Annotated in this window: 14 protein-coding genes; 12 read left to right on the plus strand and 2 right to left on the minus strand. The window is 61.0% G+C overall.

The annotated features are described in order from the left end of the window. Window position 1: 1 nt before the first annotated feature. Both arfB and C5L13_RS26485 read right to left on the minus strand, forming a co-directional pair. Window positions 2-436, minus strand: a complete 435-nt coding sequence (gene arfB / locus C5L13_RS26480; protein WP_105386271.1) for an alternative ribosome rescue aminoacyl-tRNA hydrolase ArfB — start codon at window positions 434-436, stop codon at window positions 2-4. 103 nt (window positions 437-539) lie between these two features. Beyond that, complete coding sequence (locus C5L13_RS26485) at window positions 540-2,150, minus strand: phosphoenolpyruvate carboxykinase (RefSeq protein ID WP_105386272.1); 1,611 nt, start codon at window positions 2,148-2,150, stop codon at window positions 540-542. 327 nt (window positions 2,151-2,477) lie between these two features. On the opposite strand from C5L13_RS26485, the gene C5L13_RS26490 reads away from it, so the two are divergent. The 12 genes from C5L13_RS26490 to trxA all read left to right on the plus strand — a co-directional run bounded on the left by C5L13_RS26490 (window position 2,478) and on the right by trxA (window position 20,117). Next, window positions 2,478-3,200 carry a response regulator transcription factor gene (locus C5L13_RS26490; protein WP_105386318.1) on the plus strand — a complete coding sequence of 241 codons (723 nt, stop codon included), beginning with the start codon at window positions 2,478-2,480 and terminating at the stop codon, window positions 3,198-3,200. A 103-nt stretch (window positions 3,201-3,303) separates the two neighbouring features. Continuing rightward, a complete protein-coding gene (locus C5L13_RS26495) occupies window positions 3,304-5,067 on the plus strand; it encodes a sensor histidine kinase (protein ID WP_245571494.1) in 1,764 nt (587 codons plus the stop codon). Next, window positions 5,064-5,528: an HPr kinase/phosphorylase gene (locus tag C5L13_RS26500; RefSeq protein WP_105386274.1), complete on the plus strand. Its 465-nt coding sequence runs from the start codon at window positions 5,064-5,066 to the stop codon at window positions 5,526-5,528. Before C5L13_RS26495 ends, C5L13_RS26500 begins: the two co-directional genes overlap by 4 nt. Before the next feature lie 125 nt (window positions 5,529-5,653). After that, complete coding sequence (locus tag C5L13_RS26505) at window positions 5,654-6,055, plus strand: PTS sugar transporter subunit IIA (protein ID WP_105386275.1); 402 nt, start codon at window positions 5,654-5,656, stop codon at window positions 6,053-6,055. 14 nt (window positions 6,056-6,069) lie between these two features. Then, entirely contained in the window at window positions 6,070-6,348 is a 279-nt protein-coding gene (locus tag C5L13_RS26510; protein ID WP_105386276.1) for an HPr family phosphocarrier protein, read from the plus strand. A 166-nt stretch (window positions 6,349-6,514) separates the two neighbouring features. Continuing rightward, window positions 6,515-7,915: an adenosylhomocysteinase gene (ahcY, locus tag C5L13_RS26515; protein ID WP_105386277.1), complete on the plus strand. Its 1,401-nt coding sequence runs from the start codon at window positions 6,515-6,517 to the stop codon at window positions 7,913-7,915. 222 nt (window positions 7,916-8,137) lie between these two features. Beyond that, window positions 8,138-10,720: a PAS domain-containing sensor histidine kinase gene (locus tag C5L13_RS26520; protein WP_105386278.1), complete on the plus strand. Its 2,583-nt coding sequence runs from the start codon at window positions 8,138-8,140 to the stop codon at window positions 10,718-10,720. Further along, the gene (gene tsaE, locus C5L13_RS26525) at window positions 10,717-12,228 is read left to right on the plus strand and encodes a tRNA (adenosine(37)-N6)-threonylcarbamoyltransferase complex ATPase subunit type 1 TsaE (RefSeq protein WP_105386279.1); all 1,512 of its coding nucleotides are present in this window, start codon (window positions 10,717-10,719) and stop codon (window positions 12,226-12,228) included. The genes C5L13_RS26520 and tsaE overlap by 4 nt, the downstream gene beginning before the upstream one ends. Before the next feature lie 22 nt (window positions 12,229-12,250). Next, window positions 12,251-12,985, plus strand: a complete 735-nt coding sequence (locus C5L13_RS26530; RefSeq protein WP_105386280.1) for a nucleotidyltransferase family protein — start codon at window positions 12,251-12,253, stop codon at window positions 12,983-12,985. A gap of 3 nt (window positions 12,986-12,988) precedes the next feature. Further along, window positions 12,989-16,189, plus strand: a complete 3,201-nt coding sequence (gene addB, locus C5L13_RS26535; protein ID WP_105386281.1) for a double-strand break repair protein AddB — start codon at window positions 12,989-12,991, stop codon at window positions 16,187-16,189. Next, window positions 16,182-19,724, plus strand: coding sequence for a double-strand break repair helicase AddA (gene addA, locus C5L13_RS26540; RefSeq protein WP_105386282.1), 3,543 nt, complete (start codon window positions 16,182-16,184; stop codon window positions 19,722-19,724). Before addB ends, addA begins: the two co-directional genes overlap by 8 nt. A 72-nt stretch (window positions 19,725-19,796) precedes the next feature. Beyond that, the gene (trxA, locus tag C5L13_RS26545) at window positions 19,797-20,117 is read left to right on the plus strand and encodes a thioredoxin (RefSeq protein WP_105372224.1); all 321 of its coding nucleotides are present in this window, start codon (window positions 19,797-19,799) and stop codon (window positions 20,115-20,117) included. Window positions 20,118-20,198: the final 81 nt, after the last annotated feature.

Genomic DNA, 20,198 nt, shown 5'->3' on the forward strand with positions numbered 1-20,198 from the left:
GTCAATCTCCGTTCGGGCGGCCCCGCATTTTCTTCACTTCCGAACGTCCGGACTTTTCCTTCAGCCGGCGCTCGACCGAACCTTTGGTGGGTTTGGTGGCCTTCCTTGGCGGCGGCGGCGGCTTGGCGGCCTCGAGGATCATTTCCTTCAGGCGCTCACGCGCCTCTTCGCGATTGCGCTCCTGGCTGCGGGAGCGGCTTGCTTCTATCATCAGCACGCCGTCCTTCGACACCCGTTTCCCGGCAAGCTTGAGGGCATTTGCCTTTATGCGCTCAGGTAGCGACGGAGAACTGGCGATATCGAAGAAAAGCTGAACGGCTGTGGAGACCTTGTTGACGTTCTGACCACCCGGCCCGCCCGCAAGCACGAACTGCTCGGTGAGCTCCCATCCGGCGATGGTAATGCGGCTGTTGATGACGAGGGGATTGCTGGCCATGATCGACTGGTCTTTGTGTTTGGCCGCATCTTTCCCACAAAGCCGGCAAAAAGAAAACCGCCAGCTGAGCAGCCGGCGGTTCCACGTGAATCATGTTTGGGTTTTATTCCGCTGCCACAAGAAGTGCGGGGGCCGCGTCGCGCACTTTCCTGTCGACATGATCTTCGAATTTCTCGAAGTTCGAAATAAACATCGAAACCAGCTTCTGCGCCTGAGCATCGTAAGCGATGCCGTCGGCCCAGGTCGAGCGCGGGTCCAGAATGGAATTGTCGAGACCCTCGACGGCAACCGGTACCGCAAACCCGAAATTCGGGTCCGTACGGAACTCAACGCCATTGAGGCTGCCGTTGAGGGCGGCGGTCAACAGGGCCCGGGTTGCCTTGATCGGCATACGGCGACCGACGCCGTAGGCGCCGCCCGTCCAGCCGGTATTGACCAGCCAGCAATTGACACCGTGGCGGGCGATCAGGTCCTTGAGCAGATTGCCGTACTCGGCCGGATGGCGCGGCATGAAGGGTGCGCCGAAGCAGGTCGAGAAGGTGGCCTCAGGCTCGGTCACGCCCTTTTCCGTACCGGCAACCTTGGCGGTGTAGCCGGAAAGGAAGTGATACATAGCCTGTTCCGGCGTCAGCTTGGCGATCGGCGGCATGACCCCGAAGGCGTCGGCCGTCAGCATGATGATCGTCTTCGGATGCGGCGCAAGGCCGGTTTCCGATGCATTGGGGATGAAATGCAGCGGATAGGCGCTGCGGGTGTTTTCGGTCAGCGAGCTGTCGTCGAAGTCGGGCACGCGGTTTTCGTCGAGCACGACATTCTCGAGCACGGTGCCGAACCGGCGGGTCGCGGCATAGATTTCTGGTTCCGCTTCGGCAGAAAGCCTGATCGCCTTGGCATAGCAACCGCCTTCGAAATTGAAGACGCCGGTCTCGCCCCAGCCATGCTCGTCGTCGCCGATGAGGGTGCGGCTGGGATCGGCCGAAAGTGTGGTCTTGCCGGTGCCCGAAAGGCCGAAGAAGACGGCGGTATCGTCATCCGAACCGACATTTGCCGAGCAGTGCATCGGCATGACGCCCTTGGCCGGCAGCAGATAGTTCAGCACGGAGAAGACAGACTTCTTGTTCTCGCCTGCATAGGACGTGCCGCCGATCAGGACGAGGCCATTGGTCAGGTCGCACGCGATTACCGTTTCCGTGCGGCAGCCGTGGCGGGCCGGATCGGCGCGGAAGCTCGGCAGGTTGATGATGGTCAGCTTCTGCACGAAGTTTTCGAGAGAAGCCCGGCTCGGCCGGATCAGCAGATTGCGGATGAACAGCGCATGCCAGGCAAGTTCGGTGATCATGCGGGTCGGAAGCGCGTTTTCCGGATCGGCGCCGCCGATCAGATCCTGCACATAAAGAGCCTTGCCGGCGGCATGCGCGAGCATATCCTTGCGCAGGACCTCGAAGTGCTCGGGCGACATCGGCTTGTTATTGTCCCACCAGATCTGGTCTTCGGTCTTGCTGTCCCGGACGATGAATTTATCCTTGGGAGACCGGCCAGTGTGCTGTCCCGTGATGGCCCTCAACGCGCCGTCGGCCGTCAGATCGGCTTCACCGCGGCGAATGGCTTCTTCGTAAAGCTCGACTTCGGACAAGTTATAATTGACACGCGATACATCGCCGAAACCGATCGCCGCCAACCCGTTGGACGGGTTGTGAAGTCCAAACTCCTCCATGCGCGCATTCCTTCCGCTTTTAGTTGAACGTGGCGCAAAATTAATGAGGGAATCCGAAAAGGGCAAGTGGCCTTTTGGAAATTGTTTAGTAATATCAATTAATTAATCGATTTAAAAAAATTTATTCCTCTTTAAATCGGTTTAATAATGGTTTTAATCCCGCTTTATGGGCGCATAAAATTGCGGGTCCAATCCTTGGATTGTAAGCCGCCCCTTTATCTTTGCCACAATTTGTTCCACCTTTATACTCAAGAAGCGCGTCGGCTGAAGCGCCCGGGCTGGGGCGATTCCGGGAGATGCGTATAAATGGTGACGGAGACGGAGAGCATGCAGACAATCGCGCTCGTGGACGACGACCGCAATATTCTGACTTCGGTGTCGATTGCACTGGAAGCGGAAGGATACAAGGTCGAAACCTATACGGACGGCGCCTCTGCGCTCGACGGGCTGATCGCCCGCCCGCCGCAGCTGGCGATCTTCGATATCAAGATGCCGCGCATGGACGGAATGGAACTGCTGCGGCGACTTCGGCAGAAGTCGGACGTGCCCGTCATCTTCCTGACGTCCAAGGACGAGGAGATCGACGAGCTGTTCGGGCTGAAGATGGGTGCCGACGATTTCATCACCAAACCGTTCTCGCAACGGCTGCTGGTGGAACGGGTGAAGGCAATCTTGCGCCGTGCGGGCGCCCGCGAGGCGCAGGCCGTCGGAGGCGGCAAGGTGGCCTCGGACCAGCAGGCTGCGCGTACGCTGGAGCGAGGCCAACTCCTCATGGATCAGGAGCGCCACACCTGCACCTGGAAGGGCGAACCGGTGACGCTGACGGTGACCGAGTTCCTGATCCTGCATTCTCTGGCGCAGCGACCAGGCGTGGTGAAAAGCCGCGACGCGCTGATGGATGCGGCTTATGACGAGCAGGTCTACGTGGACGATCGCACGATCGACAGCCACATCAAGCGGTTGCGCAAGAAATTCAAGATGGTCGACAACGACTTTGATATGATCGAAACGCTCTACGGCGTAGGTTACCGGTTCCGCGAGGCGGCTTGAGACAGGCTCTCTTACGGAAGGTTAACTTGAGGCCACGGCCGGATCAGAGATAAATTGGTCCGGTGGAAGGACTGCAGTGGCAGATCAGACATTCGACAGTGAAATGACCCGAACGGAGAAGGTCGAGACACGCCGCGCGCCGCGGCGTTTCTGGTCGAGGCCTTTCACGCTCATCCGTCGGGTGTTCGGCCATGCCGTCTTTTCCAGCCTCACTCGTCGCATCCTGTTCTTCAATATCGCCGCGACGGTGGTTCTCGTCGCGGGCATTCTCTACCTCAACCAGTTCCGAGAAGGGCTGATCGACGCCCGCGTGGAAAGCCTTCTGACCCAGGGCGAGATCATCGCGGGTGCGATATCGGCCTCGGCGTCCGTCGATACCAATTCGATCACCATCGATCCGCAAAAGCTTCTCGAACTCCAGGCCGGCCAGAGCATAACGCCCGTGCCGAACGACGAGGACCTGGATTTTCCGATCGATCCGGAACGGGTGGCCCCGGTTCTGCGGCGGCTCATTTCGCCGACCCGCACACGCGCCCGTATCTTCGACGCCGATGCCAATCTGCTGCTCGACTCCCGCCATCTCTATTCGCGCGGCCAGGTTCTGCGGTTTGACCTGCCCCCGGTCGAAAACGAGACGCAGACCTGGAGCGAATGGTTCGGAAGCCTTTTCAACCGGCTCCTGCAGCCGGGCAATTTGCCGGTTTATAAGGAAGCGCCAGGCGGCGACGGCTCGATCTACCCGGAAGTGATGAATGCTCTGACGGGTGTACGCGGAGCGCTGGTGCGGGTCACCGATCGCGGCGAACTTATCGTCTCCGTCGCAGTGCCGGTCCAGCGTTTCCGGGCTGTTCTTGGCGTCCTTCTGCTCTCGACCCAGGCAGGCGATATCGACAAGATCGTGCATGCAGAGCGGCTGGCGATCATGCGGGTCTTCGGCGTCGCGACGCTGGTCAACATCCTATTGTCGCTGCTCCTGTCGTCGACCATCGCCAATCCGCTGCGACGGCTCGCGGCAGCGGCCATCCGCGTCCGCCGCGGAGCCAAGCAGCGCGAGGAGATCCCGGATTTCGCCTATCGGCAGGACGAGATCGGCAATCTTTCGATTGCGCTGCGCGAAATGACCAACGCCCTGTATGACCGGATCGACGCCATCGAGAGCTTTGCAGCGGATGTGAGCCACGAACTCAAGAATCCACTTACTTCGCTGCGAAGCGCAGTGGAAACTCTGCCTCTTGCGAAGTCCGAGGAGTCGAAGCAGCGGCTGACGGAAATCATCTTCCACGATGTGCGCCGGCTCGATCGCCTGATCAGCGACATTTCCGACGCCTCGCGGCTCGACGCGGAGCTTGCCCGTTCCGATGCCGCCTCGGTCAACATGGAAAACCTGCTCAGCAATCTGGTCGATATTTCGCGTCAGATACGGACCGGCCGCAAGCCGGTGGAGATCGATCTGACGATGGACAGCAAGGGCGGCAACCGATTGGCCTATCTCGTGAACGGCCACGATCTCCGTCTAGGACAAATCGTTACCAATCTCATCGAAAATGCCCGTTCCTTCGTACCGGAAAAAGGGGGACGCATTTCGATCCGGCTGTCGCGCATCAAGGACCTGGTCACCATCACCGTCGACGACAATGGTCCGGGCATCCAGGCGGAAGACATCGACCGCATTTTCGAGCGCTTTTATACGGACCGCCCTGAAGGTGAGAGCTTCGGCCAGAATTCCGGTCTTGGTCTCTCGATCAGCCGCCAGATCGCGGAAGCCCATGGGGGTACGCTGAAGGCGGAAAACCTGCACGACCCGAAAACCGGCTCCACGTCGGGTGCGCGGTTCATCCTTTCGCTGCCGGCCGGCGAAACCCAATGAACGCCGGAGCGCTCAACATTCACGCCACTGCCGTCGTTCTGGGGACGCGGGGGATCTTATTCACGGGACCGTCCGGCGCCGGTAAATCCATGCTCGCCTTCGCCTGCATCGCAGCGGCTCGAAGACAGGGTGCCTTTGCGGCTTTGGTGGCCGATGATCAGGTTTTCATCTCCGGCCACGGTGAACGACTTGTCGCCAGCCGCCCTGACGCGATCGCGGGACTGATCGAACTGCGCGGCAGCGGCATTGCGCAGGTCGACAGCATTCCGGCCGCCGTACTCGATCTTACCGTCGCCGTCATCTCGCGGCCGGGAAGCGAGCGGCTTCCACCGGAAAACGAACGCTTCTCCATCGCCGGCCTTGGTGAGCTTCCGCTGGTCAGGATATGGCAGGGAACGCCCGATCCGCTGGCCATTCTGACGGCATTTGCCCCCAATCTTCACGGTGAAATGCCCTTTTGATTATCCAGCTGCCTGATTTTTTAACTTGAACTTCGAATCTACATGGAGAAGATGGCTTCCCACCGCTGGACGGCTTTATTGCGATGCGATAAGGCCGCAAGTTTCCATAGCAGGGGGCAGTTTTCATGATCGGACTTGTGCTTGTCACCCATGGCAAGCTGGCTGAGGAATTTCGTCATGCGGTCGAGCATGTCGTCGGGCCTCAGAAATTCATCGAAACCGTATCGATCGGCCCCGAAGACGACATGGACCAACGCCGGCAGGACATTGTCGATGCCGTGGGCAGCGCTAACGACGGCCATGGCGTCATCATCCTTACCGACATGTTCGGCGGCACCCCTTCCAACCTTTCCATTTCCGTCATGGAAAGCGGCAAAACGGAAGTCATCGCCGGCATGAATTTGCCCATGCTGATCAAGCTCGCCGGCGTGCGCGGCGACAACAACATGGACAGGGCTCTTGCCGAAGCGTCGGAGGCCGGCCGGAAATATATCAATGTCGCAAGCCGCGTCCTCAGCGGCAAATGAGAACCAACACCCGAATGTCGTCCCCCCTCTCCCGCGAATTCCTGATCGTCAACAAGCGCGGCCTGCACGCGCGCGCCTCTGCGAAGTTTGTGCAGATGGTCGAAAGCTTTGATGCGCAGATCACCGTTTCCAAGGACGGCACGACGGTCGGCGGCACATCGATCATGGGTCTGATGATGCTCGCCGCAAGCACTGGCTGCACCATTGAGGTTGCCGCCGCCGGCAAGCAGGCCCTCGAGGCGCTGGAAGCGCTGGGGGAACTCGTTGCGAACAAGTTTGGTGAAGAAGCCTGAAGCCTTTTCCTTATTCAACCCTGATATAAAGATATAAAGACTTCTTTATATCCCGGTTGCCTCGTGGTCGTAAGCCTGCTAAACCGCTGGCAGCCTTCGCCTGTCTAGGCGATCTGTCGCGCGTCCTGCACGCGAGGCAAGCGTTATCGAACACCTGGAGAGCTTCATGAGCACTGAAAAGGATTACGTCGTCGCGGATATCAACCTTGCCGCCTATGGCCGCAAGGAACTCGACATTGCCGAAACTGAAATGCCAGGCTTGATGTCCTGCCGCGCCGAATTCGGCGAATCGAAGCCGTTGAAGGGCGCGCGCATCACCGGCTCGCTGCACATGACCATCCAGACGGCTGTGTTGATCGAGACCTTGAAGGAACTCGGCGCTGAAATCCGCTGGGCATCCTGCAATATCTTCTCGACGCAGGATCATGCCGCAGCAGCGATCGCGGCAGCCGGCATCCCCGTCTTCGCCGTAAAGGGCGAGTCGCTTACCGAATACTGGGAATACACCGACAAGATCTTCCAGTGGGCCGATGGCGGCTTCTCGAACATGATCCTCGACGATGGCGGCGACGCCACGATGTATATCCTGCTCGGCGCCCGCGCCGAAGCCGGAGAGGATGTGCTGTCGAATCCGGGTTCGGAAGAAGAAGAAATCCTCTTCGCACAGATCAAGAAGCGTCTGAAGGCTTCGCAGGGCTGGTTCACCAAGCAGCGCGACGCGATCAAGGGTGTCACGGAAGAGACGACAACCGGCGTTCACCGCCTTTACGAACTCTCCAAGAAGGGATTGCTGCCCTTCCCGGCAATCAACGTCAACGATTCCGTCACCAAGTCGAAATTCGACAACAAATACGGCTGCAAGGAATCGCTGGTTGACGGCATCCGTCGCGGTACCGACGTAATGATGGCCGGCAAGGTTGCCGTCGTTTGCGGTTACGGCGACGTGGGCAAGGGTTCGGCCGCTTCGCTCGCCGGCGCCGGCGCCCGCGTCAAGGTCACGGAAGTCGATCCGATCTGCGCTTTGCAGGCAGCCATGGACGGCTTCGAAGTCGTGGTACTCGAGGATGTGGTTTCGACCGCAGACATCTTCATCAGCACCACCGGCAACAAGGACGTCATCCGCATCGAGCACATGCGTGCGATGAAGGACATGGCGATCGTCGGCAATATCGGTCACTTCGACAACGAGATCCAGGTTGCGGCACTCCGGAACCTCAAGTGGACCAACGTCAAGCCGCAGGTCGACCTGATCGAGTTCCCGAAGGGCAACCGCATCATCCTGCTGTCGGAAGGCCGTCTCCTGAATCTCGGCAACGCGACCGGTCACCCGTCCTTCGTGATGTCCGCGTCGTTCACCAACCAGACGCTGGCCCAGATTGAACTCTTCACCAAGCCGGGCGTGTACAAGAACGAGGTCTACATTCTGCCGAAACACCTCGACGAGAAGGTCGCGCGCCTGCACCTCGACAAGCTCGGCGTAAGGCTGACGGAGCTCTCGGAAGAACAGGCTGCCTATATCGGCGTGTCGTCGCAAGGCCCGTTCAAGGCCGAACACTACCGCTATTAATCGGTAGCCGGTTAATCCACAACATATAGAGGCCGCAGCCTTGACAAAAGGCTGCGGCCTCTTTTTTAGCCGCATCCCTTCCCGGCGATTCCCTTAACAAGTATCCTTTTATGAATGATTCGTGCCGTCCTGGCCGTTCGACCTCAGGTCGTCCGGCTCCGGGCAAGGCACGAAATGGTATGTCTTGTCGATGAGCGGCAATTGGACGGAGACAGACCGGTTATGTCGGTAAAAAAAACGAGCCTGTTCAAGCAGGCCGATCCCTCTTGCGACGGAGTTGGTTCTCCGGCCTCGCAATCTGCCTCCGGGGCTCCGGATGGCGGCGCGGCGGCCGTTGGGTTCAGCCGTCTCGCGCGCTTTGCCAGCGCCGTTCTCTCAGGAACCGCTCTTTCCGGTCTTGCGACTGCTGCTCTCGCGCAGCAGTCCACCACAGAGGCGGCACGGCTCTTTTCCTCGACGGAAGTCGTGGTTTCCTCGGTCGTCCTCGGCGCGCTCGGCGCAGCGCTTCTTTCCGCAGTCTGGCTGGTGCGCCAGCGGGGCAATATGGAAGCCGAAACGCAGGAGATGCGCAGCGCGCTTTCGGATGCACAACAACGCATCTCGAAATACGAGGCGCTGATCGCCGACAAGAACCGACGTATCGTCATCTGGGAAGGTGGGGCATCGAAGCCCGAGTTCCTTGGCCAGCTTCCGGCTGAGACCGGCGCTCCCCAAGAGGATCGCGAATTCCTGGCGTTCGGCCGCTGGCTTCGCAGCCTCTCTGCGGGCGAGCTCGAAAAATCGATCGAATTTCTTCGCACCGAGGCGCGTACCTTCGACATGGTCGTCGAGACGAACCGCGACGAGATTCTCGAGGTCCAGGGTCGTGTTTCGGGCGGCAAGGCTTTTGTGCGCTTCATCGCGCTGAACAACTTGCGGGCCGAGCTTGCGGAACTGAAAATCGAACGCGAACGGCTTGCCGGCTCCATTTCTCTGTTTCATTCGCTGCTCGACGCTATCGAACAGCCGGTATGGCGGCGAGACGCCCAGGGTAAACTCAGCTGGGTCAACCATGCCTACGGTGACGCTGTTGAAGCGTCGACGCCAGATCAGGCGATCGAAGAAGGACGTGAGTTCCTCGGAACGATCGCCCGCGAAAAGATCAAGGCGATAGCGACGCCGACCTCGCCGTTCCACGACCGCATTTCCACCGTGGCGCATGGCAACCGCACCATGTTCGACGTCGTGGACGTCGCGGTGCCGGGCGGCTCGGCAGGTATGGCCATCGATGTGTCCGAAGCGGAAGCGGTGCGAGAGGAACTGAAACGCACGCTGAGAAGTCATGCGGAAACCCTCGATCATCTCGCAACCCCAGTTGCGATTTTCGATGGCGACCGCCGGCTGCAGTTCTACAACCAGGCTTTTGCCCAGCTCTGGGGCCTGAGCCTTTCCTTCCTGGACTCGCGGCCGGACAATAGTGAACTGCTCGACAAGTTGCGCAGCGAAGGCAGGCTGCCGGAGCAACTCAACTGGCGGAGCTGGAAGGAAACGGCGCTTTCCGTCTATCGCTCCCCGGACACCCAGACCGATCTCTGGCACCTGCCAAATGGCCAGACGCTGCGCGTGATCGCTACGGCGCATCCGCAAGGCGGAGCCACCTGGGTCTTTGAAAACCTTACCGAACAGGTGAATCTCGAAACCCGCTACAACACACTGGTCAAGGTACAGGGCGAAACCATCGACCACCTCTCCGAAGGCGTTGCCGTCTTCGGTCCGGACGGCCGTATCCGTCTCTCGAATCCTGCCTTCCGGGCGCTGTGGGGCATCACGGCCGACGAGGCCCAGCCGAACACTCACATCAAGGCGATCGAGGCTGCCTGTGCACCGTCCTACGACAAGCCGGACGGCTGGCGACGGTTTGGGCAGATGCTGACCAATTTCGACGACGAACGCCCGTCGCTTCAGGGAACCTTCGAACTCTATTCGGGTCTGATCCTCGACTATGCGGTCACCCCGCTGCCGAATGCGCAGACCATGTTCACCTTTGTGGATATGACGGCGAGCGCGCGGGCCGAACGGGCGCTGAAAGAGAAGAACGAGGCGCTGCGGAAGGCCGACGAGATCAAGAACGATTTCGTGCAGCACGTTTCCTACGAGCTTCGCTCGCCGCTCACCAACATCATCGGCTTCACGGATCTTCTGAAGACGCCGGGGATCGGTCCGCTCAACGAGCGGCAGTCGGAATATATCGACCACATCTCGACATCGTCCTCGGTGCTGCTGACGATCGTCAACGACATTCTCGACCTTGCGACGGTCGATGCCGGCATCATGCAGCTCCATTATTCGGAACTGGCCATCGACGACCTGCTCGACGACGTGGCGATGCAGATCGCCGACCGGCTGCACGAAAACGGCGTGACGCTTGCGATCACCGCGCCCGCCGGACTCGGCACTATCGTCGCGGACCAGCAGCGGCTGAAGCAGATCCTCATCAAGCTGCTCACCAATGCCACCAACTTTGCGCCGGAAGGGTCCGCCATCACGCTCAATTGCTGGCGCACCCACAACGACGTGTTCTTCTCCGTGACAGACAGAGGCCCCGGCATTCCGGAAGAGATGTTGAAGAACGTCTTCAATCGCTTCTCCTCCAGCGCCAAGGGCGGCAAGCGCAGCGGCGCAGGCCTCGGCCTGTCGATCGTCGAAAGCTTCGTCAACCTGCACCACGGTGACGTTACGATCGACAGCAAGCCCGGCCAGGGAACGACCGTCACCTGCCGCGTCCCAAGTGCCGCAGGCAAGACGCATTCCGTCGCCGCCGAATGACGGGCGCGACCGGTTTAACACTCACTCTTGCCAGCGAGGCCGAGACAATTCGGCTGGGGGAAGATCTGGCGCTGGCACTGAGACAAGGCGACTGGCTGGCGCTCTCCGGCGATCTCGGCGCCGGCAAATCCACGCTGGCCCGCGCTTTCCTGCGGGCGATGGCCGATGACGACGAACTCGAAGTCCCGAGCCCCACCTTCACGCTCGTGCAGAGCTACGACCTGAGGATCCCGGTCTCGCATTTCGACCTCTACCGGCTCGGCGACGCCTCCGAGCTGGATGAACTTGGCTTCGACGAAGCTCTCGTCAATGGCATCTGCCTCGTTGAATGGCCGGAAATGGCCGAGGATCTGTTGCCCTCAGCACGCATCCGGCTCCGCCTGGAACATCAGGATCGCGGGCGACAAGTCACGATTACCGGACCGGAAACCCAAATGAAGCGCATCCATCGGGTGCTGGCGATCCGGGATTTCCTGAATCGGCACGGTTACGAAAACGCACGCCGGCGTTTCCTGACCGGTGACGCCTCAATGCGGGCCTATGAGAAAATCACAGCCTCGAATGGCGAGACGCCGATCCTGATGGATTGGCCGAAGCCGCCGGAGGGTCCGGCCGTTCTCGATGACAAACCTTATCCCAAGGTGGCGCATCTGGCCGAAGACGCCTATCCTTTCGTTGCCATTGCCCAATATCTGCGCGAGCTGGGGCTCGCTGCGCCGCAAGTCCTTGATGTCGACTATGACCAGGGCATCCTGCTGATCGAGAACCTCGGCGGCGAAGGCGTCCTGGACGTGAGCGGTCAGCCGATCCCGGAACGCTACCGTGAAAGCGTCGTATGTCTTGCTTTCCTGCACAGCCACGAGATGCGGCAGGACTTGCCCGTCGGCGAAAGCCATGTCCACCACGTCCCGGATTTCGATCCGACAGCAATGACGATGGAAGCCCGGCTTCTCATCGATTGGCATCTGCCATGGAAACGCGGCGCGCCGTCGACAGAAGAAGAACGGCAGGACTATCTTGCGATCTGGGCTGGCCTGATAGGAGAGTTGGAACGCGCTGAAAAGAACCTTCTGCTGCGCGATTTTCATTCACCCAATATCATCTGGCGCCCACACGAGTCGGGCGTGCACCGCGTCGGCCTTATCGATTTTCAAGATGCGATGATCGGTCCGACAGCCTATGATCTCGCGTCGATCGTGCAAGATGCGCGGGTGGACATATCAAAACCGCTGGCCGACCAGATGATGGTCGACTACGTGACCCTTCGCCGCTCCCTCGGCTCCTTCGACGAGCCTGCTTTCCTCAAAGCCTGGGCGATCATGGCCGCGCAGCGCAATTGCAAGCTCGCAGGCCTCTGGGTGCGACTCATGCAGCGGGATGGCAAACCTGGCTACATGAAGCATATGCCGCGGACGCTTGGTTACCTTGCGACGGCCCTGAGCCACGAAACCCTTACGCCGTTGCGGGAATGGTGCAAGAAGGTCGGAATAGAGCTACCCGAATCATAGCCAGGGCTCTAAAACAGCAGGCATGACCATCATCCAACAGGCCATGGTGCTTGCCGCGGGCCTCGGCACCCGTTTGCGGCCCATCACCGATACGATGCCGAAGCCGCTGGTGCCGATCTCCGGCAAGCCGATGATCGATTATGCGCTCGACGCGCTGGCGAATGCCGGCGTCACACGCGCGGCCGTCAACGTCCACCATTTTGCCGGCATGATGGAGGCCCATCTTGAGGCTTATCCGCGCCTCAAGATTCTGATCTCGGATGAACGTGCTGAATTGATGAATTCCGGCGGAGGTCTCGCGAAAGGGCTCAAACTGCTCGATCCGGGCCTCCTCTACGTCATGAATGCCGATCTTTTCTGGATCGGCGAAAAGCCGGGAGCAAAAACCAACCTCCAGCGCCTTGCCGAATTCTTCGATCCGGACACCATGGATCTGGCGCTCCTGTGCGTCCCGCTCGAACGAACCACGGGCCATAACGGCAAGAAGGATTTTCAACTCGCCCCCGACGGCCGCCTTTCCCGCTATGCCGACGGCGGCGATAACCCGGTCGTTTATGCAGGCGCGATCGTCATGCATTCCTCCCTCCTCGATGAGGCACCTGCGGATGCCTTCAACCTCAACATCTATTTCGACCGCGCGATCGAAAAAGGCCGCCTGTTCGGCATGATGATGGACGGAGAATGGATAACCGTCGGCACGCCGGAAGCCCTGCCTGCCGCCGAAGCGGTCATTGCCCGTCACTCCGTGGAGGCCTGAGCCGTGGTTATACGGCAGAAACGCGTGTTTTCGATCCCCCCGGGCGCACCGTTTCTGAAGACGCTGGCGAGCGCGCTTTGTGAAGGACGCCTCGACGAGGCGTTCCGCTACGATCCTTCCGATCCGCTTTCGCTCGCCAATGTGACGATCTTCGTGCCGACGAGGCGTTCCGCCCGCGTGCTGCGCTCGGAATTCGTCGATCTTCTCGGCGGTCGTTCAACTATCCTGCCGGTCATCCGTCCCCTTGGGGAAACGGACGACGACAGCGGCTATTTCGACCTCGTCGCGCCCGAGGAGATGGATCTCGCCCTGCCGATCGGCGGCACGGCGCGGCTCCTGGAACTCGGACGGCTAATCCTTGCCTGGCGGAACCAGCTTCCGAAAGTCGTGCTGGACATCCATTCTGAATCGCCCCTTGTCGCGCCCGCAAGTCCCGCCGACGCGATCTGGCTTGCCCGGGCGCTTTCCGAACTCATCACCGCGGTCGAGACGGAAGAGCGCGACTGGGAAGATCTGAAAAAACTCAGGACGGGCGAACATGCGCTCTGGTGGCAGCTGACCGCCGAGTTTCTATCGATCGCCAGCGCCTTCTGGCCGGCGCGGCTGGAGGAGCTCAAACGTTCTTCGCCGGCAAGGCATCAGGCGGCGATCCTGCGTGGCGAGGCTGAAAGGATCGCAACACGCGACCACAAAGGGCCTGTGATCGTGGCGGGCTCGACCGGTTCCGTGCCGGCCGCAGCCGATCTGATCGCGGCTATTTCCGAGCTGCCGAACGGCACCGTCGTCCTGCCCGGTCTGGACGTTTCCATGCCGGCGGATCAATGGGCGATGATCGGCGAACACGCCATCGACGGCTTGTCGGAACCCGCGAGCCGCAGCCATCCGCAATTCGGCCTATGGCGGCTTCTGCAGAAGCTTGGCGTCTCCCGCGACGATGTCCGTCTTCTCGGAGAGGCGCCGGATGAACTGCTATTCAGGGCAACGGCGATTTCCCAGGCGCTTGTCCCCGCAAAGGCAACCGATCGCTGGAATAACTGGCGGGAAACGGCCGACCCTCACCAGCTCGGGCAGGCATTTGCCGAAGTATCCCTCATCGAGGCCGCCAACGAACGGGAAGAAGCCGTCGCGATTGCCATTGCACTGCGCCTGGCGCTCGAGGAGCCCGGCAGAAACGGCGGCGACAGCCAGGCGGCACTGATCACGCCCGACCGAATGCTTGCCCGCCGGGTGACCGCGGAACTCGCGCGCTTTGGTGTCATCGCAGACGATTCGGCCGGCTCTCCCCTTTCCGGCACGCCACAAGGCACGATCACCCAGCTTCTGCTGGAAGCGACGCTGCGGCCGGGAGATCCCGTGGCCATCGTCGGACTTCTGAAGCATCCCCTCCTTCGTCTCGGCCTTCCGGCGGGCGACCTACGCCCGGCCGTCGAAGCGCTGGAAGTCCTGGCACTACGCGGCGGTGTCGGCGATATGGATATATCCGCGCTGGAGCCGCTGCTTGAAAAGCAGCTCGCCGATCAGCTGGACGACAGGCATCCGCCCCATTGGCGGCTGTCGTTGACGCGAGAAGCAACGGACCAGGCCCGCGATCTGGTCAGGCGGCTATCCCAAGCGGTAGAACCGCTTGCCGGTGCGCTGCTTCGGCGGCGTCCGGACGGCCGCGGGCTGACGGCCAGACTCCCCCTTTCCGACTGGGCGGCGCGAACCGGCCGGGCGCTGGAAGCGATCTGCATCGACGAAAAGGGAAATCTTGCTGGCCTCTGGTCCGGAGAGGCGGGCGAGCGGCTCGCCGGCCTCCTCGCGGAGGTCATCGAGACGGACGGCCAGATGGAGGCCGACGGACCGCAATGGATCGATATCGTGATGGCGCTGACGACAGGCGAAGCTGTAAAGCCGCGCTCTCTCAGCCATCCACGGGTCTTCATCTTCGGCACGCTGGAAGCGCGCCTGCAGAGCGTCGATACGATGATCCTCGGCGGGCTGAACGAAGGGTCCTGGCCCGGTCAGACGGTGAACAATCCCTTCCTTTCCCGCACGATGAAGACGGATATGGGCCTCGAGCCGCCGGAGCGGCGTATGGGCCAGCTGGCTCATGACTTCGAAATGGCCTGCGGAACCGGCCGCCTCATGCTGTCGCGTTCGTTGCGGCAGGGTTCTACGCCGACCGTGGCCTCGCGGTGGCTGCAGAGGCTGCTCGCGCTCGGCGGCAAATCCTTTGCCGATGACCTGAGGGAACGCGGCCAGCAGTACCGCACTTGGGCCGCAGCGATTGATGCTGGCGAAAGGCAGGAGCAAACCAGGCGCCCTGCTCCAAAACCACCGGCCGAGTTGCAGCCGACGAAATATTCCTTCAGCGAAGTTGGGCGGCTACGCCGCGACCCCTATTCCATCTACGCCCGACGCGTTCTGCAACTCGATCCGCTCGCACCCTTCAACCAAGATCCCGGCGCCTCGGAACGCGGCACGCTCTATCACGCCATCATCGATCACTACACCCGGGAAGGCCATAAGCCCGGATCGCCGGCTGCAAGGGAGGCCATGAGGCGGATTACCGAGGAGCTTTTCAACGCCACGCAATTGCCGCCGCATATCGATCAGGTCTGGCGGCCGCGTTTCCGGCAAGTCGCCCGCGCGTTCCTTGATTGGGAGGTCGAACGTGCTCCGGACATCCGCAGGACCTTGACGGAAGCCGCCGCTGGCTGGGAACTGGAACAGGCCGGCATTCGCGTTACCGGCATTGCCGACCGAATCGACATCAAGGGTTCCGGCCAGGCGGACCTGATCGACTACAAGACCGGTCTCAACCCCTCCGTCTCGCAGGCACGGGCCTTGCTCGATCCGCAGCTGGCGCTCGAGGCGGCTGCCCTGATGGCGGGGGCGTTCCGCGACACGGGGCCGCTGCAGCCGAGGGACCTCATCTATGTCCGCCTGCGGCCGGGAGACCGTTTCAAGCCGGAAAAAGTCAATAACGAAGACGCAAACGCAACGGCCAGACGCCAGCCGAAATCGGCGCTGGATCTCGCGCAGGAATCGCTTGAACAGCTTACCCGTTTCGTCATTGCACTGCGCACGGGTCAAGCCGGCTTCGCATCCCGGCTGATTCCCTTCATGCAAGGCGATTTCGGGGGCGAATACGATCACCTCGCTCGCGTGGCGGAATGGTCCACCGCGGATGACGACGGGGAGGCCGAAACGGATGAATGATCATCTTCCCGAAGACGACGATCCGCTCCAGTGGATCGACTGGACGACAGTGCAGCAATCGCTGGCTTCCGATCCGGTCAGCTCCGCCTGGGTATCGGCCAATGCCGGATCCGGCAAGACCCATGTTCTGACCCAGCGTGTCGTCCGGCTTCTGCTTGCGGGCTGCCGGCCCGCCTCCATCCTCTGCCTCACCTACACCAAGGCTGCGGCATCGGAAATGTCAAACCGCGTCTTTCAGCGGTTGTCCGAGTGGACCGTGCTCCCGGACGAAGAATTGCGAAAAAAAATCGCTGCCATCGAAGGTCAGGAGCCGGATTCGTTTAAACTTGCCGAGGCAAGGCGGCTGTTCGCCAAGGCGCTGGAAACGCCGGGCGGCCTGAAGATCCAGACGATCCATGCCTTTTGCGAGGCGCTGCTCCACCAATTCCCGCTTGAAGCCAATGTTGCCGGCCACTTCTCCGTTCTCGACGATCGCGCAGCATCCGCGCTGCTGGCGGAAGCCCGCCGCTCCCTGCTGACCGCCACGTCCGCGGAAGAGGATCCGGAACTGGCAGGAGCCTTCGCACATGTCCTCGATCTCGGCGACGAATTCGGTCTCGAAACCCTGCTTTCCGACATCATTTCGAACCGAACCCCAATCCGCCGCTTCGTCGCGCGGGCGGAGCGCCATGGTGGCGTCGGCGTTGAATTGAAACGTGCCTTCGGGCTTCAGCCAGCGGATACCGAAGAGAGCATCGCAGCCGGTTATTGGCCGCTTCCCGGCCTTTCGGGCCTGACGCTCGACCTCTATCTGGCCTTGGCCGATCAGAAGGGCGGGCAGAAGGTAACCGAGGTCGCCTACGGGCTTCGGATGGTCCAGAAAGAGCCCGACGTCTTCAAGCGGGCTCAGCATCTCGATCAGATTTTTCTGACGCGCGAAGGCAAGCCCAAGGCAGACAGCTCGCTGGTCGCCAAAGCGATGGTCACCGCCGCGCCGGAACTCGCCCAGGCAATCGATGCCGCCCGCATGCATGTCGTCGCATGCCGTGACCGGCTGCGGCTCATCCGGATGTTCGCAGCAACCAAGGCGGCACTGACGCTCGCCCGGCGGCTCAACGAAGACTATGAGGACCTCAAGAAGCGGCGCAGCCTGCTCGACTTCGAAGATCTGATTGCTCGCACTGCCGACCTCCTCACCCGCGACGGCGTCGGTGCCTGGGTGCATTACAAGCTCGATCAGGGCATCGATCACATCCTCGTGGACGAGGCGCAGGACACCAGTCCCATTCAGTGGACGGTCATCAAATCGCTTGCCGAAGATTTCTATTCCGGCGCCAGTGCACGGGTGGCGCGGCGCACGATCTTCGCCGTCGGGGACGAGAAGCAGTCGATCTATTCTTTCCAGGGGGCTCGACCGGAACGCTTTGCCGAGGAACGCAGCGAAACCGAACGGCGGGTGAAGGCGAGCGGCCAGCCCTTCCATCCGGTGCGGCTTCCGCTTTCCTTCCGCTCCACCGCGGACGTGCTGGCCGCCGTCGACCAAGTGTTTTCGCTGGAAGAGAATTCGAGGGGCCTCAGCGCGCTGGGCGAACCGGTGCAGCACCGCTCCAACCGGATCGGCCACCCCGGTGCGGTCGACCTCTGGGACGTCGTAGTACCGGAAGCTTCCGAGCAGGAGGAAGACTGGACGGCGCCTTTCGACTCGACGCCCGACAAGGCCCCATCCGCCATTCTCGCAAGCCGGATCGCCAATCGGATCGGCGAAATGATCGGCCAGGAGAGCGTCATTGAAAAGGGCGTCGAGCGGCCAATCGAACCTGGCGATATCCTCGTGCTGGTCCGCAAGCGCGACGCCTTCGTCAATGCACTCACCCGCGCGTTGAAGCGGCGCGACAACATTCCTGTCGCCGGCGCGGACCGGCTGCGGTTGACCAGCCATATCGCCGTGCAGGACCTGTTGGCGCTCGGCCGTTTCCTGCTCCTTCCTCAAGACGATCTTTCGCTCGCCGCTCTTCTGAAAAGTCCGCTCTTCAACCTTTCGGAAGAGGATGTCTTCGAGATCGCAGCGCGACGGCCGGCAAATACCGGCGCCTGGACACAACTCAACCGCCTAGCGGAGGAACAGCCCTTGCGGTTCCGCAATGCGGCGGACCGGCTTCAGTATCTCCTGGCTCTTTCACGGCAAGTCAGCCCGCACGATCTCTTTGCGCGGATTCTCGGCCAATATGGCGGCCGGCGCAAATTCCTTGGCCGGCTCGGCACCGAAGCCGGCGACATCCTCGATGAGTTTCTCACCTTCGCCCTCGACCACGAAACCAGCGGCCTGCCCGGGCTGCAGGCTCTCATTTCCACGCTGGAGCTGGAATCTCCCGAGGTAAAACGCGAGCAGGACGGCGGACGAAACGAGGTCAGGATCATGACCGTGCATGCCTCCAAGGGGCTCGAAGCGCCGGTCGTCTTCCTCGTGGACAGCGGTTCGAAAGCTTTCATTTCCTCCCATGTGCCGAAGTTCAGGCTGCTGCGGATTGCCGACGAGGAAGTGCCCGCCTGGGTGCCGAGCAAGACTCTCGCCAATGCTCTCACGATGGCCGATGACGAGCGGATAAGACGGTCGACCGAGGAAGAGTACCGCCGGCTTCTGTATGTCGGCATGACCCGCGCGGCCGACCGGCTGACCGTTTGCGGTTATCGCGGCAAGATCGACAATCCGGACACATGGCAAACCATGATTTCCAGGGCGCTCTCGGCCCACGAAGATCACTGCAAACCGGTACAGTTCTCTGGCGCGGACGGCGAATGGGGCGGCTTTCAATGGCGGTTGCCACGAGCCACCGCCAAAGCGGAGAAAGCGCAAGCCAAGGTCCCGGTATCGGCAGAGAAACAGCCCCTTCCCGCGGCGCTCTCTCGGGCGCTGCCGCCGCAGAAGCTTTTACCGCGCCCGTTGAGCCCATCGGGTGCCGGCACCATGATCGATGGCGATGCCGACGATCTGATTCTCACGTCACCGCTCTTCGGCGAAGGAAAAAGTGCGGGTCTGGCGTTGCAGAAGGGCCGACTCGTACACCGCATGCTGCAGATGCTGACGGAGTTTGCTGAAGCCGAGCAGGAGGCCGCGGCCTGGCGCTACGTGGACCGGGCTGCCCGCTTCTGGCCGCCGGCGGAGCGGGAAACCCTCGTCGCCTGCGTCATGTCGGTGCTTTCGCATGTCGAACTCCGGCCGGTCTTTTCCGAAAAGAGCCAGGCGGAGGTCTCCATCATGGGGACGCTTGCTCTGGAGGGAAAGGACTATGCCATTTCCGGGCGCATAGACCGGCTTGTGGTGACGGAAGATCGGGTGATCGTTCTCGACTACAAGACGAATCGCGTGCCGCCAAAGACGCCGGAAGGCGTGCCATTTGCCCATCGCGCCCAGCTCGCCATTTATCGAGAGATCCTGAAGCCGCTTTATCCGGCAAAAGACTTCGACTGCGTTCTCGTTTATACCGAAACAGCCGCCGTCGTCACGCTGCCGCCGGAACTCCTGTCACGCTCGCTTGCAGAACTCAAAACAAAGTGAGATGACCGCCATTGAAAACTTTGAGCGCCCGTCTCACATTTAGACCAACAGAGAATCGTGAAGGAGAGCCCTATGGCTACCGTGAAAGTCGATAACAGCAATTTCCAGTCCGAAGTCCTGAATTCGGCCGAGCCGGTGGTCGTAGACTTTTGGGCTGAATGGTGCGGCCCCTGCAAGATGATCGCTCCGAGCCTCGAAGAAATTGCCACCGAGCTGGCTGGCAAAGTCAAGGTCGCCAAGCTGAACATCGACGAAAACCCGGAACTGGCAGCCCAGTTCGGCGTGCGCTCGATCCCGACGCTTGCAATGTTCAAGGACGGCGAAGTGGCTGACATCAAGGTTGGCGCAGCTCCGAAGACTGCCCTTTCAGCCTGGATTTCCAGCGCCGCTTAAGCTTTTTGTGTAGCATGACCTCGCAAAAGCCCGGCTGTCCCCTGCAGCCGGGCTTTTTGCTGTCTTCCAATCTTGAGTTGC

This window comes from Neorhizobium alkalisoli (assembly GCF_002968635.1).
Classification (GTDB): domain Bacteria; phylum Pseudomonadota; class Alphaproteobacteria; order Rhizobiales; family Rhizobiaceae; genus Neorhizobium; species Neorhizobium alkalisoli.